Below are 22947 nucleotides of genomic sequence, written 5' to 3' on the forward strand. Positions count from 1 at the left end.
TCGGGGCAACAGCCGTGCCGATTCGCCCGATCATCTTCGCTGAAGGACAATTTCGCAATGGCCCGTGGGGGCCGTATCAACAGGCTCCTGCCATTCCATGCCCGTCGGGCAACTCAGTCCGGAAAGGTGCGTTTCGCGCCGCTGAAAAACTCCATCAACGCTGCCTGATCCTCTCCACCCAGCCCGGCCGCTGTCAGCATACGGTGCACTTCGGCGCAAACCGCCGTCAGCGGCATGGCTGTGTTGGTGCGCCGGGCGAGATCCTGCGCGCCGTTGAGGTCTTTCACCATATTGTCGATGCGGCCGGTGCGACGATAATCCTTCGCCACGTAACGCGGCATATATTCCTGCAGGATGGCGCTATCGGCGCGGCCGCCTTTCAGCGCTTGCGGGATCTTGGCGGCATCGACGCCGGCATCCAGCGCCAGCTGTGTTGCTTCCGCCACCGCAAGGAAATTCAGCCCGCACAGAACCTGGTTGATGAGTTTCGTCGTCTGCCCTGCGCCGCAGGGCCCCATGTGGGTAAAATTGCTGGCCACATGGCGCAGCACGCGATGTGCATCGGCGGCATCCTTTTCGCTACCGCCGGCCATCAGTGTCAATTGCCCGATGAGCGCCTTCGGCGCACCGCCCGAAAGCGGGCTGTCCACCCAGCGCAGGCCTTTTTCCGCGGCATCTGCCGCCAGTTCCTTGGTCGCTTCCGGATCGATGGAGGACATGTCGATGATCAGCGTGCCGGGCTTCGCCCCCGCCGCGACGCCATTCTTGCCAAAGACGGCAATACGAACGATTTTCGGAGAATTGAGGCTGAGGATCACCACATCGGAAACCGAAGCCGCTTCCGCCGCCGTGCCCGCGCTCTGCGCGCCGAGGCTCGTCAGCGCCGCCACCTTTTCCACATCCAGATCGAAAACCGTCAGCTGATTGCCGGTCTCGATGAGCCGTGTGCCGATCGCGCCCCCCATGGCGCCAGCGCCGATCAGGGCGACTTTGTTCTTCTCGGTCATGGTGTTCACGGCCTCCTCCCAAAGTGTCGTGGTGTCATCGGTTCAAAACCGGATGGCGGCGGCAGCCGGCCATCCGGTTCTAGCGTCTTTAAAGCGAAGCGGTGATGCCGCCGTCGACGTAGAGAATGTGTCCGTTCACGAAGGACGAGGCATCGGACGACAGGAAGATGCAGGCGCCGACAAGCTCTTCGACCTTGCCCCAGCGGCCGGCTGGCGTGCGCTTTTCAAGCCATGCCGAAAAGGTGGGATCGGCAACCAGAGCCGCATTGAGCGGCGTGTCGAAATAGCCGGGCGCAATCGCGTTGCATTGCAGGCCGTATTTGGCCCAGTCCGTCGCCATGCCTTTCGTCAGGTTGCCGACGGCGCCCTTGGTAGCGGTGTAGGGCGCGATGCCGGGGCGGGCAAGGGCGGTCTGAACGCTGGCGATGTTGATGATCTTGCCGCGGCCGCGGCTGATCATATGGCGCGCCGCAGCCTGTCCGGCGTGGAACACAGAGGCGATGTTGGTCTGCAGCAGGCGCTCGAAGGCATCCGCCGGAAAATCCTCGAGCGGGGTGCGGTGCTGCATGCCGGCATTGTTGACGAGAATATCGATCGCGCCGACCTCCGCTTCGAAACGGTCGATGGCTTCGCGCACCGCGCCATGATCGGTGGCGTCGAAGGCGAGCGTTTTCGCACCCTTGATGCCGGCGGCGGCGGCTTTCAGTTTCGCTTCATCGCGCCCGTTCAGCACCACTTCCGCTCCGGCTTCCGCCAGCCCCTGCGCCAGCGCGAAGCCGATGCCCTGGGACGAACCCGTGATCAGGGCGCGGCGGCCGGAAAGATCGAACAAATTAAGGCCCACTGTTTCCTCCAGTCTCTCGACATTGCATTCATACAGGTTTATGTTATCGATAACATTCATCCCTTTCAGACGTGGATGTCAAGGCTTAAACGCCCGGTTTCGGTACGGATCGGGCGAGCAGGGAGGCCGCACGGCGTGCAAATGCACGGCAGGCGGCGGTGACAGGGATGCGGATTATTTTGTCGCGCCGCTCAGGCGCGATGTCGAACGGGAGATATTTATGAGAGCGATTGTTGCCCATGGGGCCAAGGATGTACGCATCGAGGAACGGCCCGAGGAAGCGCCGGGAGCGGGAGAAGTGCGGCTTCGTCTGGTCCGGGGCGGAATTTGCGGCAGCGATCTGCATTATTACAATCACGGAGGTTTCGGTGCGGTGCGGCTTCGTGAACCCATGGTGCTCGGCCATGAGGTCTCGGCCGTCATCGAAGAACTGGGCGAGGGCGTGGAAGGGCTAAAGGTCGGCGGTCTGGTCGCCGTTTCGCCGTCCCGGCCGTGCAGAACCTGCCGCTTCTGCCAGGAAGGCCTGCACAACCAGTGCCTCAACATGCGCTTTTATGGCAGCGCGATGCCTTTTCCGCATATTCAGGGCGCTTTCCGTGAGGTTCTGGTGGCGGACGCCCTGCAATGCGTGCCGGCCGATGGCCTGAGCGCCGGCGAGGCCGCCATGGCCGAGCCGCTGGCGGTGACGCTGCATGCTACCCGCCGCGCCGGCGATTTGCTGGGAAAACGTGTGCTTGTCACGGGGTGCGGCCCGATCGGCATCCTCTCCATTCTGGCGGCCCGCCGTGCCGGCGCGGCCGAGATTGTCGCCACCGATCTTTCCGATTTCACGCTTGCCAAGGCGCGTGAGGCGGGTGCGGATCGTGTCATCAACAGCAGGGATGAGCCCGACGCGCTTGCCGCTTATGGCGCGAACAAGGGAACTTTCGATGTTCTCTATGAATGCTCGGGTGCCGCCGTGGCGCTTGCCGGTGGTATTACGGCGCTTCGTCCGCGCGGCATCATCGCCCAGCTCGGTCTTGGCGGCGATATGAGCCTGCCGATGATGGCGATCACCGCCAAGGAACTGGATCTGCGCGGCTCTTTCCGCTTCCATGAGGAATTCGCCACCGGTGTGGAATTGATGCGCAAGGGCCTGATCGACGTCAAACCGTTCATCACCCAGACCGTCGATCTCGACGACGCCATCTCGGCCTTCGAATTCGCCTCGGACCGCAGCCGCGCCATGAAGGTGCAGATCGCTTTTTCGTAAGCGCTTTTGCCGCACAGGGAATGTGCGGACGTTTCGATCGGCGGCGGATCATTCCGCCGCCGATTTTTTATGGGTGGACTTTTGCCCGCGGCGGCCTGCAGCGATGTTATCGATATCATCAGCTGCTTTGGGTGCGTATTCCGGCTCAGGGTGACGAACCCGAGCAAACGCCCAGCCTGTCATAAAGCCCCAACACGACTGCCGCATATTTTGCCCCGGGGCGCACCCACGAGCATCTTCACCGATGTCGTCTCTGCTCATCTGCACATTTTGACGCAGGTCAAAAAGGTGATTTGCCGCCTGTCTTTTTTTGCGTTATCGAAATTTCAGAAATTACTGAAAATTCAGGAAACAAAGAAATGCCAACCAATCTCTCCCCGCTCGTTCAGTCCTTCGTGCTGCATTTCGGTGAGATGGGCAGCCGCTGGGGCATCAACCGCACGGTCGGCCAAGTCTATGCTTTGCTTTATATTTCGCCGCAGCCGCTGTGTGCGGACGATATTGTGGAAGCGCTTGGCATTTCCCGTTCCAACGTGTCGATGAGCCTGAAGGAGCTGCAGGCGTGGAACCTTGCAATTCTCAAGCATTTTCCCGGCGACCGGCGCGATTTTTTCACGACGCCTGATGATGTCTGGCAAATTCTCCGGACCCTTGCCGAGGAGCGCAAGAAGCGCGAGATCGATCCCACGCTCAGCGTGCTGCGTGAAATTCTGATGGAGACGCCGGAAAACGAAGATGAGCGGCATGCGCAGAAGCGCATCGACGAGATGAAGACGCTGATCGAGCAGCTTACCGGCTGGTATGACGATGTGAAGCGGCTGGAGACGGAAAGGCTGGCGTCGCTTCTGGCGCTTGGTTCCAAGGTCACGAAGCTCCTGGAGGCCAAGGACAGGATCGTCTCCCTTGCCAGACCCCGTGGCGCGAAGAAGGACGGGTGAGGAGATCGGCCGTGAGCATGTCAGTGGAAATCCGCCAGGGGCCCGATGGTGAGGGGGCAGTCTGTCCCGCGCCGGCTGCAGTCTCGCGCGATGCGATGGGTCGGCGCAAAGCCAACCGCAAAACCTCTCGCGACAGGCTTGACGGGCGGGCGAAAATGACAGGCGCGCCGGTGGTGGGGAGATCCGTTGCCCTGCTGCATGTGCTGGCGGCTTTGCTGTGGCTGCCGCAGGCGGGTCTGCTTGCTTTTTCCGTCGGAAGAATTGCCGGTGGCGCGCCGATGATGGCGATCGTGCCAGCCGCCGCTGCGGTTCTCATCCTCGGCCTCGTCAAGGCGTGGCTGGAAAAGATGGCGGCGCGGCTGTCGTTTCGTGCCGCCCGTGCGGCGCTGTCGCAGCGGCGGCTGGAAGCGCTGCAGGCTGTGGCGAAGGTTTCCCCGCTCGATCTGTCACGCACCGCCTCGGGTGAGGCGGCGGGTGTTTTGGCCGAGGCGGCGGAAGCGCTGGTGCCCTATCTTTCCCGTTTCCAGCCGGCGCGGATGAAGGCCACCATCATTCCCCTGGTTTTCGTGCTGGCGATCCTGCCATTCACCTGGATCGCGGCGCTGGTGCTGCTGCTCGCCATGCCAACCATCCCGCTTTTCATGGCGCTCATCGGCTGGCAGGCGAAGGCCGCCAGTGAAAAGCAGCTTGCCGAGACGGGCAATATGAATGCCTTCCTGCTCGATCGCCTGCGCGGGCTGGAAACGATCCGCACGCTTAAAGCCGTCAATCTGACGGCGGAGCGCCTGAGCGTCGATGCGCAGAACCTCAAGAAGCGGACGATGGCGGTGCTCAGGATCGCCTTTCTTTCCTCGGCGGTGCTGGAGCTTTTCGCAGCGCTCGGCGTTGCCATGACCGCCGTCTATATCGGTTTTCATCTGCTCGGATTTCTGGATTTCGGCGCCTGGGGCCACAAGCTGACGCTGGCCGAAGGTCTCTTCATCCTGCTTCTGGCGCCGGCCTTTTTCGAACCGCTGCGGGAACTCTCCGCCGTCTGGCACGACCGCGCGGCCGGCGAAGCGGCGCTTGAAGCGCTCGGCAAACTGACAGCTGGCGGTGCGGCCATCGCGGGCGAGGGCGCGGATGTGGCGTCTGTTCCATCCCTGAAGTCCGGCCTGGTGGAGATGGACAATCTCTCCTTTGCTTATCCGAACACCCCACCGGTCATCCAAAATCTCAACCTGACGGTTCAACAGGGTGAGCGAGTTGCGATTCTTGGGCCTTCCGGTTGTGGCAAATCCACTGTACTCTCCTTGATTGCCGGGCTGGCCGAGGCTGGAGAGGGTTCGATCAGGATCGGCGGCGTAAAGCTCGATCATGCGACGGCCGATGGGCTGCGCAGGACGATCGGCTGGGTCAGCCAGAGGCCGTTCTTTTTTGCCGGTTCGCTGAAGGCAAATATTCGTTTCGGTCGTTCCGGTGTCAGTGACGGCATGGTGGAAGAGACGCTGCGCCGCACAGGGCTCGATGAATTGGGGCATGCACGCCGGCATCTGCAGATCGGTGATGGCGGATATGGCGTTTCGGGTGGGGAGGCGGTGCGGCTTGCCATTGCGCGTGCTTTCGCAGACCCCGCCACGCAGCTAGTTCTGACCGATGAGCCGACAGCCCATCTCGACCGGGAAACGGCTGCTCTCGTCACGGATAACCTGCTGCAACTGGCAAATGGCAGGACTTTGATCGTCGCGACCCATGATCCGGTGCTTGCGGCGCGCATGGACAGGATCGTGGATATGACGGCGATCCATTCGAGGGGGCAGCCATGATCGCGCGTTTTGCGATATTGAGACCCGTTATCGCCCTGTTCTGGTCGGCGCGGCGCGGCATGCTGCTGGCGGGCGCGGTTCTGGCGGTAACGACGGTGCTGGCGGGTATCGGTCTTCTCGGCGTTTCCGGCTGGTTCATCACCGCAACGGCGATTGCCGGTCTTCTGCCCGCAACGGCCTATGCTTTCGATGTCTTTGCCCCTTCGGCCGCCATCCGTCTTCTGGCGCTGGCGCGCACCGCCGCCCGTTACGGCGAGCGCATGACGACCCATGAAGCGACGCTTTCCGTGCTTGCGGCACTTCGGGAAAAGCTGTTTCGCGGTTTTGCCGCGCCGCAGGCCGCGAAATCCCTGGAGGCAAGGCCCGCCCGCCTGCTGAACCGGCTGACGGCGGATATAGACGCGCTGGATTCGCTTTATCTGCGCGTGCTGGTTCCCGCCGCCGTGGCGATCCTCGCCGCGATTGCGACAGGCTTCGGGCTTGCTTTTCTTCATCCGATGGCCGGCATTCTGGCGGCCTCTTTCCTGATTGCGGCAGGGCTTGGAATTTCGGCGCGCGCCGCCCTGCGGGCGGAAAAATTCTCGCGCCGCCGGGCAATCGGGCTTGAAGCACTTCGGGCCCGCACGACCGATCTCGTGAGCGGACAGACGGAGCTCCTGACCACCGGCCGCCTTTCCGCGCAGGTGGCGGCGGTGAAACGGGCGGATGACTACCTCTCTGCCTGTGACGATAGCCTGAACCGTATCGAGACCAATGCCGGTTTTTCCTTCGGAGTTTCAGCGGCCGTTCTTTTGAGCGCAGCCCTTCTCGGCATGGCCTGGCTTGCGGAACAGGGGGCGGTGAGCGCGCCGGCTGCGGCGCTGGGGCTGCTCGTCTGTTTTGCTGCGCTGGAGCCTTTCACGGCGCTGCGCCGTGGGGCGATGGAACTTGGGCGTACGTTGTTCTCTGTACGGCGCATCGCGCCGCGCCTCTCGGCGACGGTTGAGGGTCGCTGTCCCGTCTTGCCGGTCAGCGGGATGGCGGCAAAACTCGAAGATGTGCATCTGGAGCGGGAGGGGAACGACAATCCTGTCCTGACGAATATCAACCTTGCAATCGCTGCCGGGGAGAGGGTTGCGATCATCGGCCCGAGCGGCGCGGGCAAGACGAGCCTTATCCAGCTTCTGGCGGGTGAATTGCAGCCGGCTGCGGGCACGGTCAGCGCCCTGCCGTCCACTCTTATGACGCAGCGCAGCCAGCTTTTCCGCGACAGCATTGCCGACAATCTGCGGCTGGCGAAACCCGCCGCAACCGCGGATGAATTGTGGGATGCGCTGACGGCGGCAGGCCTTGCCGAACACGTCAAATCCCTGGCCGCAGGGCTGGAGACAAGGCTTGGTGAGGCGGGGCAGGGTCTTTCCGGCGGCCAGTCGCGCCGGCTGGCGCTCGCCCGTTTCCTGCTTGCCGACCGGCCGCTCTGGCTTCTTGACGAGGTGACGGAGGGACTGGACGGCGAGACTGCCCGCGACGTGCTCACCCGGCTGTTTGCGAGAGCGGAGGGCAAGACTGTCGTGATGATCACCCATAATCGCCGCGAGGCGGAATTTGCCGAGCGCATCATCGTGCTGAAAGAGGGGCGTCAATTTGATGAATGTCAAAGCGGCACCCCGGAATACGGCGTAGTGCTGAAGACACTGCGCCCGGACTGAGATTTTTTGAGAGCCGGCGTCGTCTCTGAAATGGAAGGCCGGCCTTCCGGAAAAGGTGGGTAAGACTATGGAACTCGACATAGTGGCGCTGTCGCGCCTGCAATTTGCAGTGACGGCTTTATATCACTTTCTGTTCGTTCCCCTGACGATCGGGCTGTCGGTGGTGATCGCCATCATGGAAACGGTCTATGTCATGACCGGCCGCACGATCTGGCGGCAGATGACGAAATTCTGGGGCACGTTGTTCGGCATCAATTTCGTGCTCGGCGTTTCCACCGGCATCGTCATGGAATTCCAGTTCGGCATGAACTGGAGTTATTACAGCCATTATGTCGGCGATATCTTCGGTGCGCCGCTGGCGATCGAAGGCATGATGGCCTTCTTCCTGGAAGCCACCTTCGTCGGGCTGTTCTTTTTCGGCTGGGACAAGCTGTCCAAACTCGGCCATCTCGTCGCGACATGGTGCGTGGCCCTTGGCTCGAATTTTTCGGCGCTGTGGATATTGATCGCCAATGGCTGGATGCAGAACCCCACGGGCTCCGCCTTCAATCCCCAGACCATGCGCATGGAAGTGACCGACTTCTTCGAGGTCCTGTTCAACCCGGTGGCGCAGGCGAAGTTCGTTCACACGGTTTCTGCGGGTTACGTGACGGCCTCCATCTTCGTGCTCGGCGTTTCGGCCTGGTATGTGCTGAAGGGCCGTCATGTCGATCTCGCCAAGCGCTCGATGACGGTTGCCGCCTCCTTCGGTCTTGCCTCCGCGCTGTCGGTCGTCGTGCTGGGGGACGAAAGCGGTTATCTCTCGACCGAACACCAGAAGATGAAGCTCGCCTCCATCGAGGCCATGTGGGAAACGGAGCCGGCGCCGGCGCCCTTCACGGCCATCGGTTTTCCCGATCAGGAAGCACGCGAGACGCATTTCGCGGTGAAAATCCCGTGGGTGATGGGTCTTATCGGCACCCGCTCGCTCGATACGCAAATTCCGGGCATCAACGATCTGGTGGAGCAAGCGAAGACCCGCATCCGTGACGGTATCAAGGCTTATGATGCGCTGATGCAGATACGCGCCACCGGAAAAGGTGCGCAACTGCCCGAAGAGGTGCGCGGCACCTTTGCGGAACTCGGCCATGAGCTTGGTTACGCCCTGCTGCTGAAACGATATGTCGATGATCCGCGTCAGGCGAGCGAAGAGCAGATCGCCAAGGCGGCTGCCGATACCATCCCCCATGTGCCAACGCTGTTCTGGGCGTTCCGCATCATGGTCGGCCTTGGCATGTTCTTCATCCTTCTGACGGCGACGTTCTTTTATCTTTCGGCCCGCCGCCGGCTGGATCATTATCCGTTGCTGCTGAAAGTGGCGGTCTTCGCCATTCCTCTGCCGTGGATTGCGGCGGAAATGGGCTGGGTCGTGGCCGAATTCGGCCGCCAGCCATGGATCATCGAGGGCGTTCTGCCGACGGCCGCCGCCGTCTCCAGCCTCAGCGCCTCCACGGTCCTCATCACGCTCCTGTGCTTCATCGCCATCTACACGGTGCTGTTCATCATCGAGATGGGGCTGATGCTGAAGGCGATCCGCAAGGGGCCTGATCCGGACGATGAGCCGGAAGCGCCGCTCGTTCCCGAAAAACTCGTCGCTGCGGAGTAAACGATCATGATATTGCACCAACTCATCGACTACGAAATCCTCCGCGTCATCTGGTGGCTGCTGCTCGGCGTGGTGCTGATCGGTTTTGCCGTTACCGGCGGTTTCGATCTCGGCACCGGCGCGCTGCTGCCCTTCGTTGCGAAAACGGATATCGAGCGGCGTGTCGTCATCAATTCCATCGGCCCGGTCTGGGAAGGCAATCAGGTCTGGCTGATCCTTGGCGGCGGCGCGATCTTCGCCGCCTGGCCGCCGCTTTATGCGGTGTCGTTTTCAGGTTTTTATCTGGCGATGTTCGCCACCCTGTTTGCGCTGATCCTGCGCCCTGTCGGTTTCAAATATCGTTCCAAGCGTGAAAGCACCGCCTGGCGCACCGGCTGGGACTGGGCGCTTTTTATCGGCGGCTTCGTTCCCGCGCTGATTTTCGGCGTGGCGATCGGCAACGTGCTGCAGGGCGTTCCCTTCCACCTCAATGACGACCTCAGAATTTTCTATGACGGCACGACGCTGTTCGAGCTTCTGAACCCCTACGCCATCCTCTGCGGGCTCGTATCCGTCGCCATGCTCGTCATGCATGGTGCGGCATGGCTGGTGTTGAAGACGGATGGTCCGGTGGCGGCCCGCGCCCGCGGCTTCGGCAGCATCGCGTCCCTTGCAACGTCAGTTCTGTTTGCGCTTGGCGGTGTCTTTCTATGGCTCGGTATCGATGGATATCGCTTCACGTCGGAGATCGTGACCGACGGTCCGTCCAATCCGCTGTCGAAGACAGTCGAGGTTGCGGGCGGTGTCTGGTTTGCCAACTATGCGGCGCATCCCTGGATGATGCTGGCGCCGGCGCTCGGTCTCGTCTTCCCGCTCGTGGCCCTCATCTTGCTCAGGGCTCGCAAGGAGGTGCTGGCGCTGCTTTCCAGCTCGCTCGCCATTTTCGGCATCATCTCAACGGTCGGGCTGACGATGTTTCCCTTCATCCTGCCGTCTTCGGTCGATCCGAAATCGAGCCTGACGGTATGGGATGCATCGTCCAGCCATATGACGCTGTTCATCATGCTGGTCGTCGCCCTCATCTTCATCCCGATCATCGTCGCCTATACGTCATGGGTCTATCGCGTGCTGTGGGGCAAGGTGGACGAAAAGGCGATCCGCGACGACAGCGGTCACGCCTACTGATATTCAAAAAGGAGATCGAACATGTGGTATTTCGCCTGGCTGCTCGGCCTGCCTCTCGCCGCCATCTTCGCCGTCATGAACGCCATGTGGTATGAACTGATGGAAGAAAACGCGAAAAAGGCCGAAGCGAAGCTGGATAAATAAAGCTTTGAGGTACGCGGCATAAAAGGGGCGGCATCCAGACCGGATGCCGCCCCTTTTGCTACAACAGCCGTGCCTGCAAGGCGCGGCTTCAGTGGATGGCGATGCCGCGCTTGTCCGCTTCTTCCTTGATGATGTCTTCGACGATGGCTCTGTTGAGATTTGGATTTCCCAGAAGATAGTCGTCGGCGATCTCGAAGATCGACTTCGGATTCTCGGTCCTGTGCAGGGTGTCGAGGTCCTGGCCGATCTGCTCTCGAAGGCTGGAATAGTCGTCCATCGCGGCTCTCCCGTTTATCGGTTCAATCCAGAAGGTCGGCTGGAACCTTGCCGCCGTTTTCGGACAGTTTCTTGATGACGGCCTTGTGCAGCCAGATGTTCATCGTTGCCGAATCCGAGGTGTCGCCGGTATAGCCGAGCTCACCGGCCAGTTCCTTTCTGGCCGTCAGGCTGCTGTCGAGGTCGAGGGCCTTGAGAAGATCGACGATGGAGTGTTTCCAGTCGAGCTTCTGGCCGTTCTTCTTGACAGCCGCATCCAGAATCGAAGCGACGTCGACATTGCCGGCAGGTGCCGGAGCCGCCGTTGTCGGAGCGGGCGCGGCCGGGCTTGCTGCGGTCGGGCTTGCTGTGGTCGACGGTGTTCCGGCCGGAGCGGAAGTCTGAGGTGCTGCCTCAGCCTTGCCGAAAATCGCGTTCTTGATCTTGTCGAAAAAGCTCATGGTGTCCTCCCCTTATCGGCGAAACGCCCGCCCGATGGCGATGAGAATGCAGGCGCCGATGAAACCGGCGATGAGATAACCAATCCAGCCTCCGAGCGAAATGCCCACGAGCCCCAGAAGGAAATTGGCGACGATGGCGCCGATAATGCCGAGAATAATGTTCATGAAAACACCCATATTGCTTTTCATGAACTGTTCCGCGAGCCATCCGGCTACGCCGCCGATGATGATTGCTGCAATCCAGCCAACTTGTGCGTCTTCCATAACAGGCCTTTCCTTTCTAAAGAGGTCAGAAGGCACTGTACCCGCATTTTTTGCGCACGTCCCCCCGCCTTGAATTGACCACAGGCGGGATACTAACGATGGCGCGGAACTTTTGTTCCGTGCAGCGTGCACGCTATCGCAAACTCAACCCTGGCTCTCAAAATCCAGCCCGATATCGAGAACCGGTGCGCTATGGGTCAGCCAGCCGACGGAAATGAGGTCGATGCCGGTTGCGGCGATGGCCGCGGCCGTTTGCGGGTTGATGCGGCCGGACGCTTCGGTCATGGCGCGACCGGCGACGATCCCCACCGCCTCGCGCAGCTGTTCGGCTGTCATATTGTCGAGGAGAACCGCATCGACGCCCTCGTCCATGACGTCACGCAGCTGCGCAAGCGTATCGACTTCCACCTCGATCTTGACGAGATGCCCCACGCCCTGCCGGGCGCGGCGGATGGCCTCGCGCGGGCCGCCGGCCACGGCGATGTGGTTGTCCTTGATGAGAACGGCATCATAAAGCGCAAAACGGTGGTTCATGCCGCCGCCGGCGCGCACGGCATATTTTTCCAGTGCTCTCAGCCCCGGCGTGGTCTTGCGGGTGCAGGCGACCGAGGCTTTGCTGCCGGCAATGGCGGCAACGATTTTTGCGGTGACGGAGGCTATGCCCGACAGGTGGCCAAGGAAATTCAGCGCTGTGCGTTCCGCCGTCAGAAGGCCGCGCGAGGGGCCTTCGATCGTTGCAATGATATCGCCGGGTGCTACGGTTGTCCCATCCTGCACATGCCGTTTCATTACGATGGCCGGGTCTACCAGCTGGAAAGCAAGTTCCGCCGCATCGAGACCGGCGATGACGCCCGCCTCGCGTGCGGCCATGACGACGACCGAGCGATGATCGGCGGGAATGACAGCGGCGGAAGTGATATCGCCCGCCAGCCCGAGGTCTTCCAGAAGGGCGTTGCGCACGAGCGGTTCGATGATGAGGCGTGGCAGGGGGGAAAGGGTCATGTCAGGCGCTCCGCGCAAGGCTGGTCGAAGAATGGCTGGAAGAGGAAAATTCGTGGGCGATGGCGAGGATGTCGCTGAGGCTCAGCCTGCGCCTTGTCGCCGCGGCGCCCTTTTCAGGAAAATCGTCGCGGAAATGCGCACCGCGCGATTCCGTGCGCAGCGCCGCGAAGACGGCGATGGCAAGGGCAACAAGGGCGGGATCGGATGCCGCGCCGTTCCGCTCCGCCAATGGCAGGAGGTCACGGATCGCACCGGCCAATCCTTCCGCATGTCTTACGATGCCGAGATGGCGGGAAACGATGGGCCGGACGGGAGAGAGATCGACTGCCGGGAAGTCAGGTGTGGGGAAAGTTGCGATATCAGCTGGCTGTTTTCCAGCATAAGTGCGCCTGCCGGCGATGTCTTCCGCTGCGCGCATGCCCATGGCGGCCGCTTCCAGCAGGGAATTGCTGGCAAGCCGGTTCGCGCCATGCAGCCCCGTGCAGGCGGTTTCGCCGGCAACCCAAAGGCCCGGCAACGAGCTTCGGCCTCTGCCATCGGTGGCGACGCCGCCCATATGGTAATGCACCGCCGGGCGGACCGGCACGAGTTCGCGGGCGGGGTCTATCCCTGCCTCGCGGCAGAGCAGGTCGATCGACGGGAAACGGGTGGAAAAGCCCGAGCCCAGCGCCTTACGGGCATCGAGAAAGACCCTGCCGCCGCGCAGCATTTCGCGGTCGATGGCGCGGGCGACAATATCGCGCGAGGCGAGTTCCGCACCCGGAACATCAGCCATGAAACGTTCGCCGTTTTCATTAAGAAGAAGCGCGCCTTCGCCCCGCACCGCCTCGCTCACCAGCGCCAGCGGCCGCCGGGGCGAGGAAAGCGCCGTTGGGTGAAACTGGACGAATTCCATGTCGGAGAGGGTGGCGCCGGCGCGGGCGGCGAGCATGATGCCCTGCCCGAAATTGCCGGATGGATTGGTCGTCGCCTCATAAAGCCCGCCGAGGCCGCCGGTGGCGAGAACGACCTGTGTGGCCGGCAAAGTGAAGCAGCCTTTGGGGCCGATGCAGGCTAGACCAGCGATAACGCCGTCTTCCGTCAGCAGGCGACGCACTTCCGTGCCTTCCAGAACGGTGACAGAGGGCGTGCGTAGAACGGCGGCGGCGAGAGCCCCGACGATCGCCGCGCCCGAACCGTCGCCTTCGGCGTGCAGGATGCGCCTTCTGCCGTGGGCGGCCTCCAGCCCGAAGACGAGCCTGCCCTCGGCATCACGGTCAAAGCGCACCCCGGCCCGCTCCAGCGCCTCGATAACGGCGGGGGCGGCGGAGACGATCTCTGCGGCCATTTCAGTGTCGCAGAGGCCGTCGCCGGCGGCGAGCGTATCAGCAAGGTGGAGTGCGGTGCTATCGTCCGGCCCGAGGCTAGCGGCGATGCCGCCCTGCGCCCAGGCGCTGGACGTCTCGCCGCCGAGAACGCCGCGTGTGATAAGCAGCACGGGCTGCGGCGCAAGCGTCAGCGCCGCCATCAGGCCGGCAATGCCGCTGCCGACAATGACCGTCCAGCCCGCATGCGACGAGAGGCGCTCGCTCATATTTCCAGCATCCTTTCCACGGCGCGGCGGGCGGCGACGGCGATGGCCGGATCGACCGTCACTTCATGGCGGTTTTCCTCAAGGGCTGTGCGGATGTTGCCAAGCGTGATGCGCTTCATATGCGGGCAGAGATTGCAGGGACGTATGAATTCGACATCCGGGTGATGCACGGCGACATTGTCGCTCATCGAGCATTCCGTCAGAAGCACCACGCGGGCGGGGCGCTCGCGCCCGACATAGTCAGACATGACGGCGGTGGAGCCGGAAAAATCTGCGGCCTCCACGACATCGGGCGGACATTCCGGATGCGCCAGCACGGTGACGCCGGGATGGCTCTCCCTGAGTTCTCTGATGTCATCGGCGGTGAAAAGCTCATGCACCTCGCAATGGCCGCGCCAGGCGATCAGCTCGACATTGGTTTCCTTCGCCACGTTCTTCGCCAGATATTCATCCGGCAGCATCAGCACGCGCGGCACGCCGAGCGATTCCACCACCTGACGGGCATTGCCTGACGTGCAGCAGATGTCGGAGGCCGCCTTCACCGCGGCGGACGTGTTCACATAGGTGACAACCGGAACGCCGGGATAGGCCTTGCGCAGAAGGGCGATGTCCTCGGGCGTGATGGAATCCGCCAGCGAGCAGCCCGCGCTCATATCCGGAATGAGCACGGTTTTTTGCGGATTGAGCAACTTTGCCGTCTCGGCCATGAAATGCACGCCGGCGAGAACGATCACATCCGCCTCCACCTCCATCGCCTTGCGGGCAAGGGCAAGGCTGTCGCCGACGATGTCGGCGACGCCATGGAAGATTTCCGGTGTCTGGTAATTATGGGCGAGGATGACCGCGTTGCGTTTGCGCTTCAACTCGAGGATCGCATCCACATCGTCCTGAAAGCTCATCCATTCGGCCTTGGGAATCACCCGGGCGACGCGATCATAGAGGCTTGCGGCGGATATCTGTTCGTTCACGGCACTCTCCCATTTATACTCTGTTTGAGTATATCTAGGACAAAGAGATATTCTCGTTGTGAGCATATGTCAATTGCGGGAGAGGGGCAGTTTTGTACCCGAGAGGGCGCGCTCATCGAGAACGGTCTGGCGGAAGCGGAAAAGCTTTGCCGGGCGGCCGCCGGTTTCGGTCGCCATGTCACCGGTTTCTTCCACCAGCTGCTGCTGCTCGATAAGCCGGCGGAAATTCTGCTTGTGCAGCGTCAGTCCGGCCAGCGCCTCGATGGCGCGCTGCAGCTGCAGGAGCGTGAAGGCATCGGGCATCAGTTCGAAAACCACCGGCCGGTATTTGATCTTGGCCCTCAATCGCGCAATGCCGGTGGCGAGAATGCGGCGGTGATCGGCGAACATGGGCCTGCCGAAATTGACCCGCGGATCGCCCTGCGCTTCCTCGACCAGCCCGGCTTCATACAGCAGCTCGTAACGCTGCAGGGTCAGTTCCTCGTTCCAGCCGCCGCCATCGAGACCGAAGGTGAAATCCGCCCGCAAATGGCGCTGGCTTTTGCAGGTGGGATCGGAATCCGCCCATGCGCGCAGATTGTCGATAATGGTGTCCAAAACCTCAGGGCGGCCCTGGCGATGGTCTTCCCATGGGAAATATTCGTACCAGCCGTGCCACAGGGCGCGTTTGCCGCCTGATGCTTCCTGCTCGCGAACCAGCCCGAGATAACCGATGGAGATGGTTCTTCCGCCTAGAATGTCGTTGTTGCGGTCGCGATCGGCGAAGGTGTAGAGTTGTTCGAGATAACCGACGGGGTGGTGGGTCTGTTCGTGGATCCATTCCCGCAACCCGCTCTGGAGCGTTCTGTGCCCGAATTCGAACGGCCCCGACGGAAGTGCTGCGCCTTCGCGAACGGTCATGACCCGCGGCTCATCCGTGGTGATGGCGGTGACGACGGCGATGAGTTCGGCATGGGCAAGCCCGATGGTCACGGCGGCTCCTCTGGTCGTTGGCTCTAGGATCAACCTTCTTTGGCACAGGAAGGTTGGTTCGCCAACATGGCGGCCGAAAAGGGCTGTCGATAATCCGCCGCCTACAAAACCGCGTCTCATCAGACAAAAGGATGAATTCTTGTGGTTAGCCGTCTATCGTCTGGTGTGTTACAGACCCGCACAAGCATTTCAGACGGTAGAAGGCCGATGTTGGAGAACATATCGCTCGAAGAGACACTTGTGGGTTATTATACCTGGAACATCGGGCAAAACCTGATTTATCTCGATGCCGTGGCGGCCCGCCTGCGCGAATTCTCCCCGGAAAAAGCCGCCTGCGGCATTCCGGTCGAAGATTTCATTGCGCAGATCGAAAGCGGCTCGCGCGCACGCGTCGCCAAGGCGGTTTACAATTCGCTGACAAATGGCGTGTTCTATGATCAGGAATATCGCATTCAGCTCAAATCCGGCGGTTTTCGCTGGTTGCGGACAACCGGACGGGTGATCCTGGATAACGACCAGCTTCCGATCATGGCCATGGGCACCGTGCGGGATGTCAATGCGTGCAAGGTTTTATTGATGTGATATGCGGCTAAAGACAGCCGATCTAATTTATGTCGTTCATTGTTTTGATGTTGCGGTGACATGGTCAGGCAGATCGCAATTTTGCTGTTTCAGATCGTCCTTGCCATAGGCCTCGGCATAGCCGGCATCCGCATCGCCTCGCTCGTTAATGGCGAGGCGACGTCCGCACCGACAGGACTTGCCGCCAATACGGAACTGCTGTGGACCACCTCGCCGGTACGGGTCGATCCCCTTAGCCAAAATTACGAGCGCATTCCGACGCCGCCAGATCTCTATCCGCTGAAAATGCATGCGGACCAGCGCCTGCGTGTGATTTCCAGCAGCCGCTTCACCTTCAAGGGCCAGGAATTCCGCCTCGCCGGCGTGGAGGAGGTCGAACGCAACCGCGTCTGCACCGGCCCGGACGGCCGCCGTTACGCCTGCGGCCTCAACGCCTTCAAGGCGCTGGAGAACCGGCTGCGCGGCAGATATCTCGAATGTCGGGTGGCGGAGGAGGTGAGCGGGCCGGGTTCCCTGGAGTGCCGTATCAACGGGCAGGATGTGCGGGCGCTGCTGCAATAGGTGAGGACGTCAAACGGCTTAAAAGAGGAAAAGACCGGTTGGCCGAAAGCAGGATTTATTGTCTGGGAAGATTTGGTGGAGCTAAGCGGGATCGAACCGCTGACCTCTTGCATGCCATGCAAGCGCTCTCCCAGCTGAGCTATAGCCCCATAAGGGTTCCGGCATTTCTTCCGGTTCCGGGAACCGAAGCGGTTGTTGTTCCGTTCGGTGGCGGCTTACTACTGCGGCTTTCCGACGAGTGCAAGCATAAAAAACGGCCCGGCGTCATTTTTTTGTCGTCGGGCCGAATTATCGAGTAAAATCAAGCTTCTTCGTCGTCGCCCGATACGCCGATGATGCCGGACATGTCGTCGTCGTCATCTTCGTCGTCGGTTTCGAGGAAGGTGTCGTCATCGTCGTCGATTTCGACGTCATCGTCGTCACCGAGATCAGGGATTTCGTCGCCGCTGTTGTCGCCATCGGCATCTTCCAGCGAGACGAGTTCGACTTCCGTGTTTTCGGTATCGACTTCCGCTACTTCCTCTTCTTCAGCCTGCTCCATCTTGGCCTGGGCGGTGCTTTCCTCGAAGAAGGACAGCGGCCAGGACTTGCCGGTGTAGGGAGAAACGACCGGGTCGCGGTTCAGATCGTAGAACTTCTTGCCGGTATCGGGGTCTGTGCGCTTGGTACCAAGTTCCGCTTTTGCCACTGTCTAAGCCTCAAATTGTCGGATGAGTTTCGGTGTGTACGCCGTAAAACCGGCATAGACGGTAAAATTTATAGCCGGTCCCCTTAATCGTTGCGCTCTTTCGTGTCAAAGACAAACTTCGGGTGCCGCCTGCCTCGGCGCAACCCCTATGCGGGGATGCTGATATAAATAGGGAGGCATGACACACTTTATTATATCAATGACGGATGCACAGGCGGAAAGCTTCATGACCTTCACGATCGCCATAGACGGGCCGGCCGCGGCGGGCAAAGGAACCCTATCACGCAGGATCGCCGAGACCTATGGTTTCCACCATCTCGATACCGGGTTGACCTACCGGGCGACCGCCAAGGCGCTTCTGGATGCCGGCCTGCCGCTCGATGACGAGGCCGTGGCCGAGAAGATGGCGCTGGAGGTCGATCTTGCGGGGCTCGATCGCGCGGTTCTTTCCCGGCACGATATCGGTGAGGCGGCGTCTAAAATAGCGGTGATGACGCCGGTGAGGCGCGCGCTCGTCAAGGCGCAGCAGCGTTTTGCCTTGAAGGAGCCGGGCACGGTGCTTGACGGACGCGACATCGGAACCGTGGTGTGCCCGCAGGCGCCGGTGAAGCTTTACGTCACGGCCTCTGCCGACGTGCGGGCGCGACGCCGTTACGACGAGATTCTGGCCAATGGCGGCAGCGGCGATTATGATGCCATCTTCACCGAGGTGAAAAAACGCGATGAGCGCGACATGGGCCGCGCCGACAGCCCGTTGAAGCCGGCTGAAGACGCGCACTTGCTAGATACGTCGGAAATGAGTATAGAGGCGGCGTTTCAGGCCGCGCGGACGATCATCGACGCCGCCCTGGAGAAACAGGTTTCTCGCGGAACCGCTTGAATTCGGTCCGCGTTTAGTCCGGAATTGCCCGAAGTCATGTCCTTGCGCCGGAAAGCCTTTTGAAAAGGCGGGCATGGGGTCGGGTATCAACAACACTAGCCCACCGGCGCTTTTGTATTCGCCATAGCGCGGATGCAATCAGGAGATTTCATGTCAGTATCTACCCCCACGCGCGAAGATTTCGCAGCGCTTCTCGAAGAATCCTTTGCCTCTAACGATCTTGCCGAAGGCTATGTTGCCAAGGGTATCGTAACGGCAATCGAGAAGGACGTCGCCATCGTCGACGTCGGCCTCAAGGTTGAAGGCCGCGTACCGTTGAAGGAATTCGGCGCGAAGTCCAAGGACGGCACGCTGAAGGTCGGCGACGAAGTCGAAGTTTACGTCGAGCGCATCGAAAACGCTCTCGGCGAAGCCGTTCTGTCGCGCGAGAAGGCTCGCCGCGAAGAAAGCTGGGTCAAGCTCGAAGCCAAGTTCGAAGCTGGCGAACGCGTCGAAGGCGTTATCTTCAACCAGGTCAAGGGTGGTTTCACCGTCGATCTGGACGGCGCCGTTGCCTTCCTTCCGCGTTCGCAGGTCGACATCCGTCCGATCCGCGACGTTACCCCGCTGATGCACAACCCGCAGCCCTTCGAAATCCTCAAGATGGACAAGCGTCGCGGCAACATCGTTGTTTCGCGCCGTACGGTTCTCGAAGAGTCCCGCGCCGAGCAGCGTTCTGAAATCGTTCAGAACCTCGAAGAAGGCCAGGTTGTTGACGGCGTCGTCAAGAACATCACCGATTACGGTGCGTTCGTTGACCTCGGCGGCATCGACGGCCTGCTGCACGTCACCGACATGGCATGGCGCCGCGTCAACCATCCTTCGGAAATCCTCAACATTGGCCAGCAGGTCAAGGTTCAGATCATCCGCATCAACCAGGAAACCCACCGTATCTCGCTCGGCATGAAGCAGCTCGAGTCGGATCCGTGGGATGGCATCTCCGCCAAGTACCCGGTTGGCAAGAAGATTTCCGGTACGGTCACGAACATCACCGACTACGGTGCATTCGTTGAACTGGAGCCGGGCATCGAAGGCCTGATCCACATTTCCGAAATGTCCTGGACCAAGAAGAACGTACATCCCGGCAAGATCCTGTCCACGAGCCAGGAAGTCGACGTTGTCGTTCTCGAAGTCGATCCGTCCAAGCGCCGTATCTCGCTCGGCCTCAAGCAGACGCTGGAAAACCCGTGGCAGGCATTTGCCTACAGCCATCCGGCCGGCACTGAAGTCGAAGGCGAAGTCAAGAACAAGACCGAATTCGGCCTGTTCATTGGCCTCGAAGGCGATGTTGACGGCATGGTTCACCTGTCGGATCTCGACTGGAACCGTCCGGGCGAACAGGTCATCGAAGAGTTCAACAAGGGTGACGTGGTCAAGGCCGTCGTTCTTGACGTTGACGTCGAGAAGGAACGCATCTCGCTCGGCATCAAGCAGCTCGGCAAGGATGCTGTCGGTGAAGCCGCTTCTTCCGGCGACCTGCGCAAGAACGCAGTCGTTTCCGCTGAAGTCATCGGCGTCAACGATGGCGGCATCGAAGTGAAGCTCGTCAACCACGAAGACCTCACCTCGTTCATCCGTCGCGCTGATCTTTCCCGTGACCGTGACGAGCAGCGCCCCGAGCGCTTCTCGGTTGGCCAGGTTGTCGACGCCCGCGTCGTCAACTTCTCGAAGAAGGACCGCAAGGTCATGCTTTCGATCAAGGCTCTGGAAATCGCTGAAGAGAAGGAAGCCGTCGCACAGTTCGGTTCGTCCGACTCTGGCGCTTCGCTCGGCGACATCCTCGGCGCGGCTCTGAAGAACCGCGGCGAATAATCGCCAAGACCTTTGAAATGAAGAACCCGCCGGAATTTTCCGGCGGGTTTTTTGTTGGGTTCAACGGGCCTTGCCCGCTTGAGCGCGAAGGATAAGGCTTCTCTCGACGTCATCCTCGGCCCTGTGCCGAGGATCTAATCACGTCGAATAAAATCAATCGGTCGCAGATCCTCGGGACAGGCCCGAGGATGACGTCGGCGTGATTGGCGCGACTTACATTCCAATCTGACCACGCCGAATTCAGAGCATGCCGCTCATCTTGAGATAATAATTTTCCGCGCTGTCGTCGGAAGCCGCCGCAGGCGTGCTTTCCCGCTCGTCGGTCGGGTCATTGGCAGCAATGCGTTCTTCCGTATCATCCTGACCATCGGAATTTTCAGCGCCGGCCTCGGCCTCACCTTCCGCCTCATCCTCGGAAAAGGGACCGCCTCCCCGCGGCGGCGTTTCCGATTCATAGTCCTCGTCCGCCGGCGGATAGGCGATGAGCGGCAGCGGCGTGCCGTCCTTTACCAGGGCGGCGGCGATCAATGATTGCGAGGCCGATTGCTCCAGCATCGCCATTCTTGCTTCCGGGTCCAGCGTGGCCCGCGGCTGCAGCTGGGTTTCGGGACGATGGGTCGCCGTTTCCGTTTCGTCGCCAGAGGGGCGGGCGGCGGGCGTTGCGAGGGCGGGTTTTTCAGCGGCCTGATCGTCGGAGGGCTGCTGCGCGCCACTTTGCGGCGCGGGCAGAGGCTGCTGTGTGCCGGCTGCCTTGGCAGGAAGTTTGCCGGCCGTAGCGGCAAGCAGCAGGGTGTTCATGGTCTCCGCGTCGTCCGCGAGCAAACCGGATGGCGGGGTAAAGCCCGTGCGGGATTCTCTCTGCTCCGTCTTCCTCATGTCCCGATGCGGAAGGGCAGGGCGTGTTTCACCGGTTTCGGCGCGGGGCGGGGTTGCCGGGCGGGTTTCGACCTGCACTTCCCTTATCAGGTTGCCGGTCTGTGGCGGAAGCGGACGTGCCGTGTTTTCGGCTCTTCCATCCGGCTTTAAGGCATTGCCCGGCGTATCATGTATGTCGGCAGGCGGGGCGGAAAGCGTGGGCCGAGGGTCCAGCTGCGCGGTTAGCGCCGCCACCGTGGCTTTCACCGCTGCGCCACTGAGGGAGAGCGGGCCGATCAGCAGAGGCAGAAGCCGGCTGGCGGTCGAGGAATTTGCCGCCTGTGCGGTCACGGCCGGAGAGGGGCGACCTTCGGCATTCTGGCTCGGCGCATTCTGCTGTTTCGGCGGGGCCGGTTGCGCAGGGGTGGGATTGGAGGAATTGTTCTGCTGATAGGAGGAGACCACCGCCTTTGCCGCCAGATCCGCTCCCTTGTAACGGGAAAGCTCGATCAGCAGCGCGAGGCGGGCAGCATCCGGCCCCGTCGGCTGTTTCAGGATTTCGGCGAGCATCGAAAGTGTTAGGCCCTGCAGGGCTTTGCCGACCTGCTGTTCCAGCGCCAGACGTTGTGGCGCCGGCAAGGTGCGGAGCGCCTCCGTCAGCCGCGTCACATAGGTCTGGATAGCCTCGCCATCCCGCCGCGGCAGGTTCATCAGCTTGCCGAGCGCTTCTGCCAGAACGGCGGTGCCGCGGGAGAGCTGAAATTCGCTGGTGAGAGAGGCGATCGCCGCCCGGGCAAAAAGGCTGCCGCTATTTTCAGGGGCGGGATTGCTCGGTTGCGGCGGTGTGGTCTCTTTCACCTGCCCGCGCGGCATCAGCTGGATCGTGGTTCCATAGGCGGCATCGGTTGCCGCAATTTTCGGTACAGGCGGTAACATGCTGCGCTCCGTTTCTATCGGTGACCGCCGCTGGCTGCGAAAGGGCCAATCCCCATTGGCTCTCTGATCCGCATCTGGCTTAAATGTTGAAAAATCGCCGCGCCGGTGATGGACAGGTGTCATCTCGCCCGCTCATGCGGGAGCGCCGTATACGCCTCTGGCCGCAAATGCCGGTTGCGGCGCATACAGAATCATCTGGTTCAATCTTGGCTTGCAGGTATTAAGATTTGGCTAACCAAAAAATTGCCTGTGCGGGCACAATCAGGGCGAGACACCGATGAACATGCGGTAAAGGCCGTTATCGTCGGAATTTACAGAGGAAATATGGTCGGGGTCGCTGGTTGCGGCTTCAAAAGCCTCCGGCGGCATCGCATCCAGCCAGCTTGCCTTGGGAAGGTTTCGCTGCGGTTGCATTTGAACGGGAACGATGGGCTGGTCCTCTTCGCCGGCGGCGGTGAAGGCTGCGTCATCGGGGGCAAGCGGCGGGGCGGCCATGGACAGCAGCGCCTGCGCCGCATTGGGCTCATTGTCGTAAACGACGCTGCCGGATAGGCCGGAAATATCGGTCATGTCTGAACTCACATCATGTTTCGCTCAAGTGACTTTCGGAAG

At 61.2% G+C, this 22947-nt stretch carries 23 protein-coding genes and 1 tRNA gene; 11 read left to right on the forward strand and 13 right to left on the reverse strand.

Going from position 1 to position 22947, the window contains the following annotated elements:
• Nucleotides 1–113: 113 nt before the first annotated feature.
• Nucleotides 114–1007 (reverse strand): NAD(P)-dependent oxidoreductase, encoded by an 894-nt coding sequence (locus WDZ78_RS18985; protein ID WP_425673894.1) that lies wholly within the window; start codon nt 1005–1007, stop codon nt 114–116.
• An 88-nt stretch (nt 1008–1095) separates the two neighbouring features.
• Complete coding sequence (locus WDZ78_RS18990; RefSeq protein ID WP_003508589.1) at nt 1096–1851, reverse strand: SDR family oxidoreductase; 756 nt, start codon at nt 1849–1851, stop codon at nt 1096–1098.
• Nucleotides 1852–2071: 220 nt separating this feature from the next.
• On the opposite strand from WDZ78_RS18990, the gene WDZ78_RS18995 reads away from it, so the two are divergent.
• The 7 genes from WDZ78_RS18995 (at nt 2072) to cydX (ending at nt 10487) form a co-directional block, all read left to right on the forward strand.
• Nucleotides 2072–3103: an L-idonate 5-dehydrogenase gene (locus WDZ78_RS18995; RefSeq protein WP_425673895.1), complete on the forward strand. Its 1032-nt coding sequence runs from the start codon at nt 2072–2074 to the stop codon at nt 3101–3103.
• Nucleotides 3104–3462: 359 nt separating this feature from the next.
• Nucleotides 3463–4041, forward strand: coding sequence for a GbsR/MarR family transcriptional regulator (locus WDZ78_RS19000; protein WP_020010012.1), 579 nt, complete (start codon nt 3463–3465; stop codon nt 4039–4041).
• 17 nt (nt 4042–4058) lie between these two features.
• On the forward strand, nt 4059–5846 hold the full coding sequence (gene cydD, locus WDZ78_RS19005) for a thiol reductant ABC exporter subunit CydD (RefSeq protein WP_425673944.1): 1788 nt from the start codon (nt 4059–4061) through the stop codon (nt 5844–5846).
• Nucleotides 5843–7534 (forward strand): thiol reductant ABC exporter subunit CydC, encoded by a 1692-nt coding sequence (gene cydC / locus WDZ78_RS19010; RefSeq protein ID WP_425673896.1) that lies wholly within the window; start codon nt 5843–5845, stop codon nt 7532–7534. The genes cydD and cydC overlap by 4 nt, the downstream gene beginning before the upstream one ends.
• A 67-nt stretch (nt 7535–7601) precedes the next feature.
• Entirely contained in the window at nt 7602–9179 is a 1578-nt protein-coding gene (locus WDZ78_RS19015) for a cytochrome ubiquinol oxidase subunit I (RefSeq protein WP_020010009.1), read from the forward strand.
• Between the two features lie 6 nt (nt 9180–9185).
• A complete protein-coding gene (gene cydB / locus WDZ78_RS19020; RefSeq protein ID WP_425673897.1) occupies nt 9186–10343 on the forward strand; it encodes a cytochrome d ubiquinol oxidase subunit II in 1158 nt (385 codons plus the stop codon).
• 21 nt (nt 10344–10364) lie between these two features.
• The gene (cydX, locus tag WDZ78_RS19025) at nt 10365–10487 is read left to right on the forward strand and encodes a cytochrome bd-I oxidase subunit CydX (protein ID WP_003508602.1); all 123 of its coding nucleotides are present in this window, start codon (nt 10365–10367) and stop codon (nt 10485–10487) included.
• A gap of 88 nt (nt 10488–10575) precedes the next feature.
• Here the strand turns inward: cydX and WDZ78_RS19030 are convergent, their stop codons facing one another.
• The 7 genes from WDZ78_RS19030 to WDZ78_RS19060 all read right to left on the reverse strand — a co-directional run bounded on the left by WDZ78_RS19030 (nt 10576) and on the right by WDZ78_RS19060 (nt 15982).
• Entirely contained in the window at nt 10576–10764 is a 189-nt protein-coding gene (locus WDZ78_RS19030) for a hypothetical protein (RefSeq protein ID WP_020010007.1), read from the reverse strand.
• A 22-nt stretch (nt 10765–10786) separates the two neighbouring features.
• The gene (locus WDZ78_RS19035; protein WP_425673898.1) at nt 10787–11203 is read right to left on the reverse strand and encodes a DUF3597 domain-containing protein; all 417 of its coding nucleotides are present in this window, start codon (nt 11201–11203) and stop codon (nt 10787–10789) included.
• 12 nt (nt 11204–11215) lie between these two features.
• Complete coding sequence (locus tag WDZ78_RS19040) at nt 11216–11467, reverse strand: GlsB/YeaQ/YmgE family stress response membrane protein (RefSeq protein ID WP_003508605.1); 252 nt, start codon at nt 11465–11467, stop codon at nt 11216–11218.
• A gap of 144 nt (nt 11468–11611) precedes the next feature.
• Complete coding sequence (nadC, locus tag WDZ78_RS19045; RefSeq protein WP_425673899.1) at nt 11612–12469, reverse strand: carboxylating nicotinate-nucleotide diphosphorylase; 858 nt, start codon at nt 12467–12469, stop codon at nt 11612–11614.
• A 1-nt stretch (nt 12470) separates the two neighbouring features.
• Nucleotides 12471–14042 carry an L-aspartate oxidase gene (locus WDZ78_RS19050; RefSeq protein WP_425673900.1) on the reverse strand — a complete coding sequence of 524 codons (1572 nt, stop codon included), beginning with the start codon at nt 14040–14042 and terminating at the stop codon, nt 12471–12473.
• Nucleotides 14039–15010 carry a quinolinate synthase NadA gene (gene nadA, locus WDZ78_RS19055; protein WP_020010003.1) on the reverse strand — a complete coding sequence of 324 codons (972 nt, stop codon included), beginning with the start codon at nt 15008–15010 and terminating at the stop codon, nt 14039–14041. Before nadA ends, WDZ78_RS19050 begins: the two co-directional genes overlap by 4 nt.
• Nucleotides 15011–15079: 69 nt before the next feature.
• Nucleotides 15080–15982 (reverse strand): NUDIX hydrolase, encoded by a 903-nt coding sequence (locus WDZ78_RS19060; protein ID WP_425673901.1) that lies wholly within the window; start codon nt 15980–15982, stop codon nt 15080–15082.
• Nucleotides 15983–16189: 207 nt separating this feature from the next.
• Here WDZ78_RS19060 and WDZ78_RS19065 point away from each other — a divergent pair, with 207 nt between their 5' ends.
• Complete coding sequence (locus WDZ78_RS19065) at nt 16190–16564, forward strand: PAS domain-containing protein (protein ID WP_020010001.1); 375 nt, start codon at nt 16190–16192, stop codon at nt 16562–16564.
• Between the two features lie 60 nt (nt 16565–16624).
• Complete coding sequence (locus WDZ78_RS19070; RefSeq protein WP_020010000.1) at nt 16625–17125, forward strand: hypothetical protein; 501 nt, start codon at nt 16625–16627, stop codon at nt 17123–17125.
• Between the two features lie 73 nt (nt 17126–17198).
• On the opposite strand, the gene WDZ78_RS19075 is transcribed toward WDZ78_RS19070, so the two are convergent.
• Nucleotides 17199–17274 (reverse strand) — tRNA-Ala (locus WDZ78_RS19075).
• Nucleotides 17275–17426: 152 nt separating this feature from the next.
• Nucleotides 17427–17813 (reverse strand): TIGR02300 family protein, encoded by a 387-nt coding sequence (locus tag WDZ78_RS19080; RefSeq protein WP_003508651.1) that lies wholly within the window; start codon nt 17811–17813, stop codon nt 17427–17429.
• A gap of 199 nt (nt 17814–18012) precedes the next feature.
• Here WDZ78_RS19080 and cmk point away from each other — a divergent pair, with 199 nt between their 5' ends.
• Nucleotides 18013–18693 carry a (d)CMP kinase gene (gene cmk, locus WDZ78_RS19085; protein ID WP_003508652.1) on the forward strand — a complete coding sequence of 227 codons (681 nt, stop codon included), beginning with the start codon at nt 18013–18015 and terminating at the stop codon, nt 18691–18693.
• Nucleotides 18694–18843: 150 nt separating this feature from the next.
• Entirely contained in the window at nt 18844–20544 is a 1701-nt protein-coding gene (gene rpsA / locus WDZ78_RS19090) for a 30S ribosomal protein S1 (RefSeq protein WP_020009998.1), read from the forward strand.
• Between the two features lie 240 nt (nt 20545–20784).
• On the opposite strand, the gene WDZ78_RS19095 is transcribed toward rpsA, so the two are convergent.
• On the reverse strand, nt 20785–22335 hold the full coding sequence (locus WDZ78_RS19095; RefSeq protein WP_425673902.1) for a hypothetical protein: 1551 nt from the start codon (nt 22333–22335) through the stop codon (nt 20785–20787).
• A gap of 261 nt (nt 22336–22596) precedes the next feature.
• Nucleotides 22597–22905, reverse strand: a complete 309-nt coding sequence (locus tag WDZ78_RS19100) for a hypothetical protein (protein WP_425673903.1) — start codon at nt 22903–22905, stop codon at nt 22597–22599.
• Between the last annotated feature and the right edge of the window lie 42 nt (nt 22906–22947).

Source organism: Agrobacterium sp. M50-1 (genome assembly GCF_049843495.1).
Classification (GTDB): Bacteria; Pseudomonadota; Alphaproteobacteria; order Rhizobiales; family Rhizobiaceae; genus Agrobacterium; species Agrobacterium radiobacter.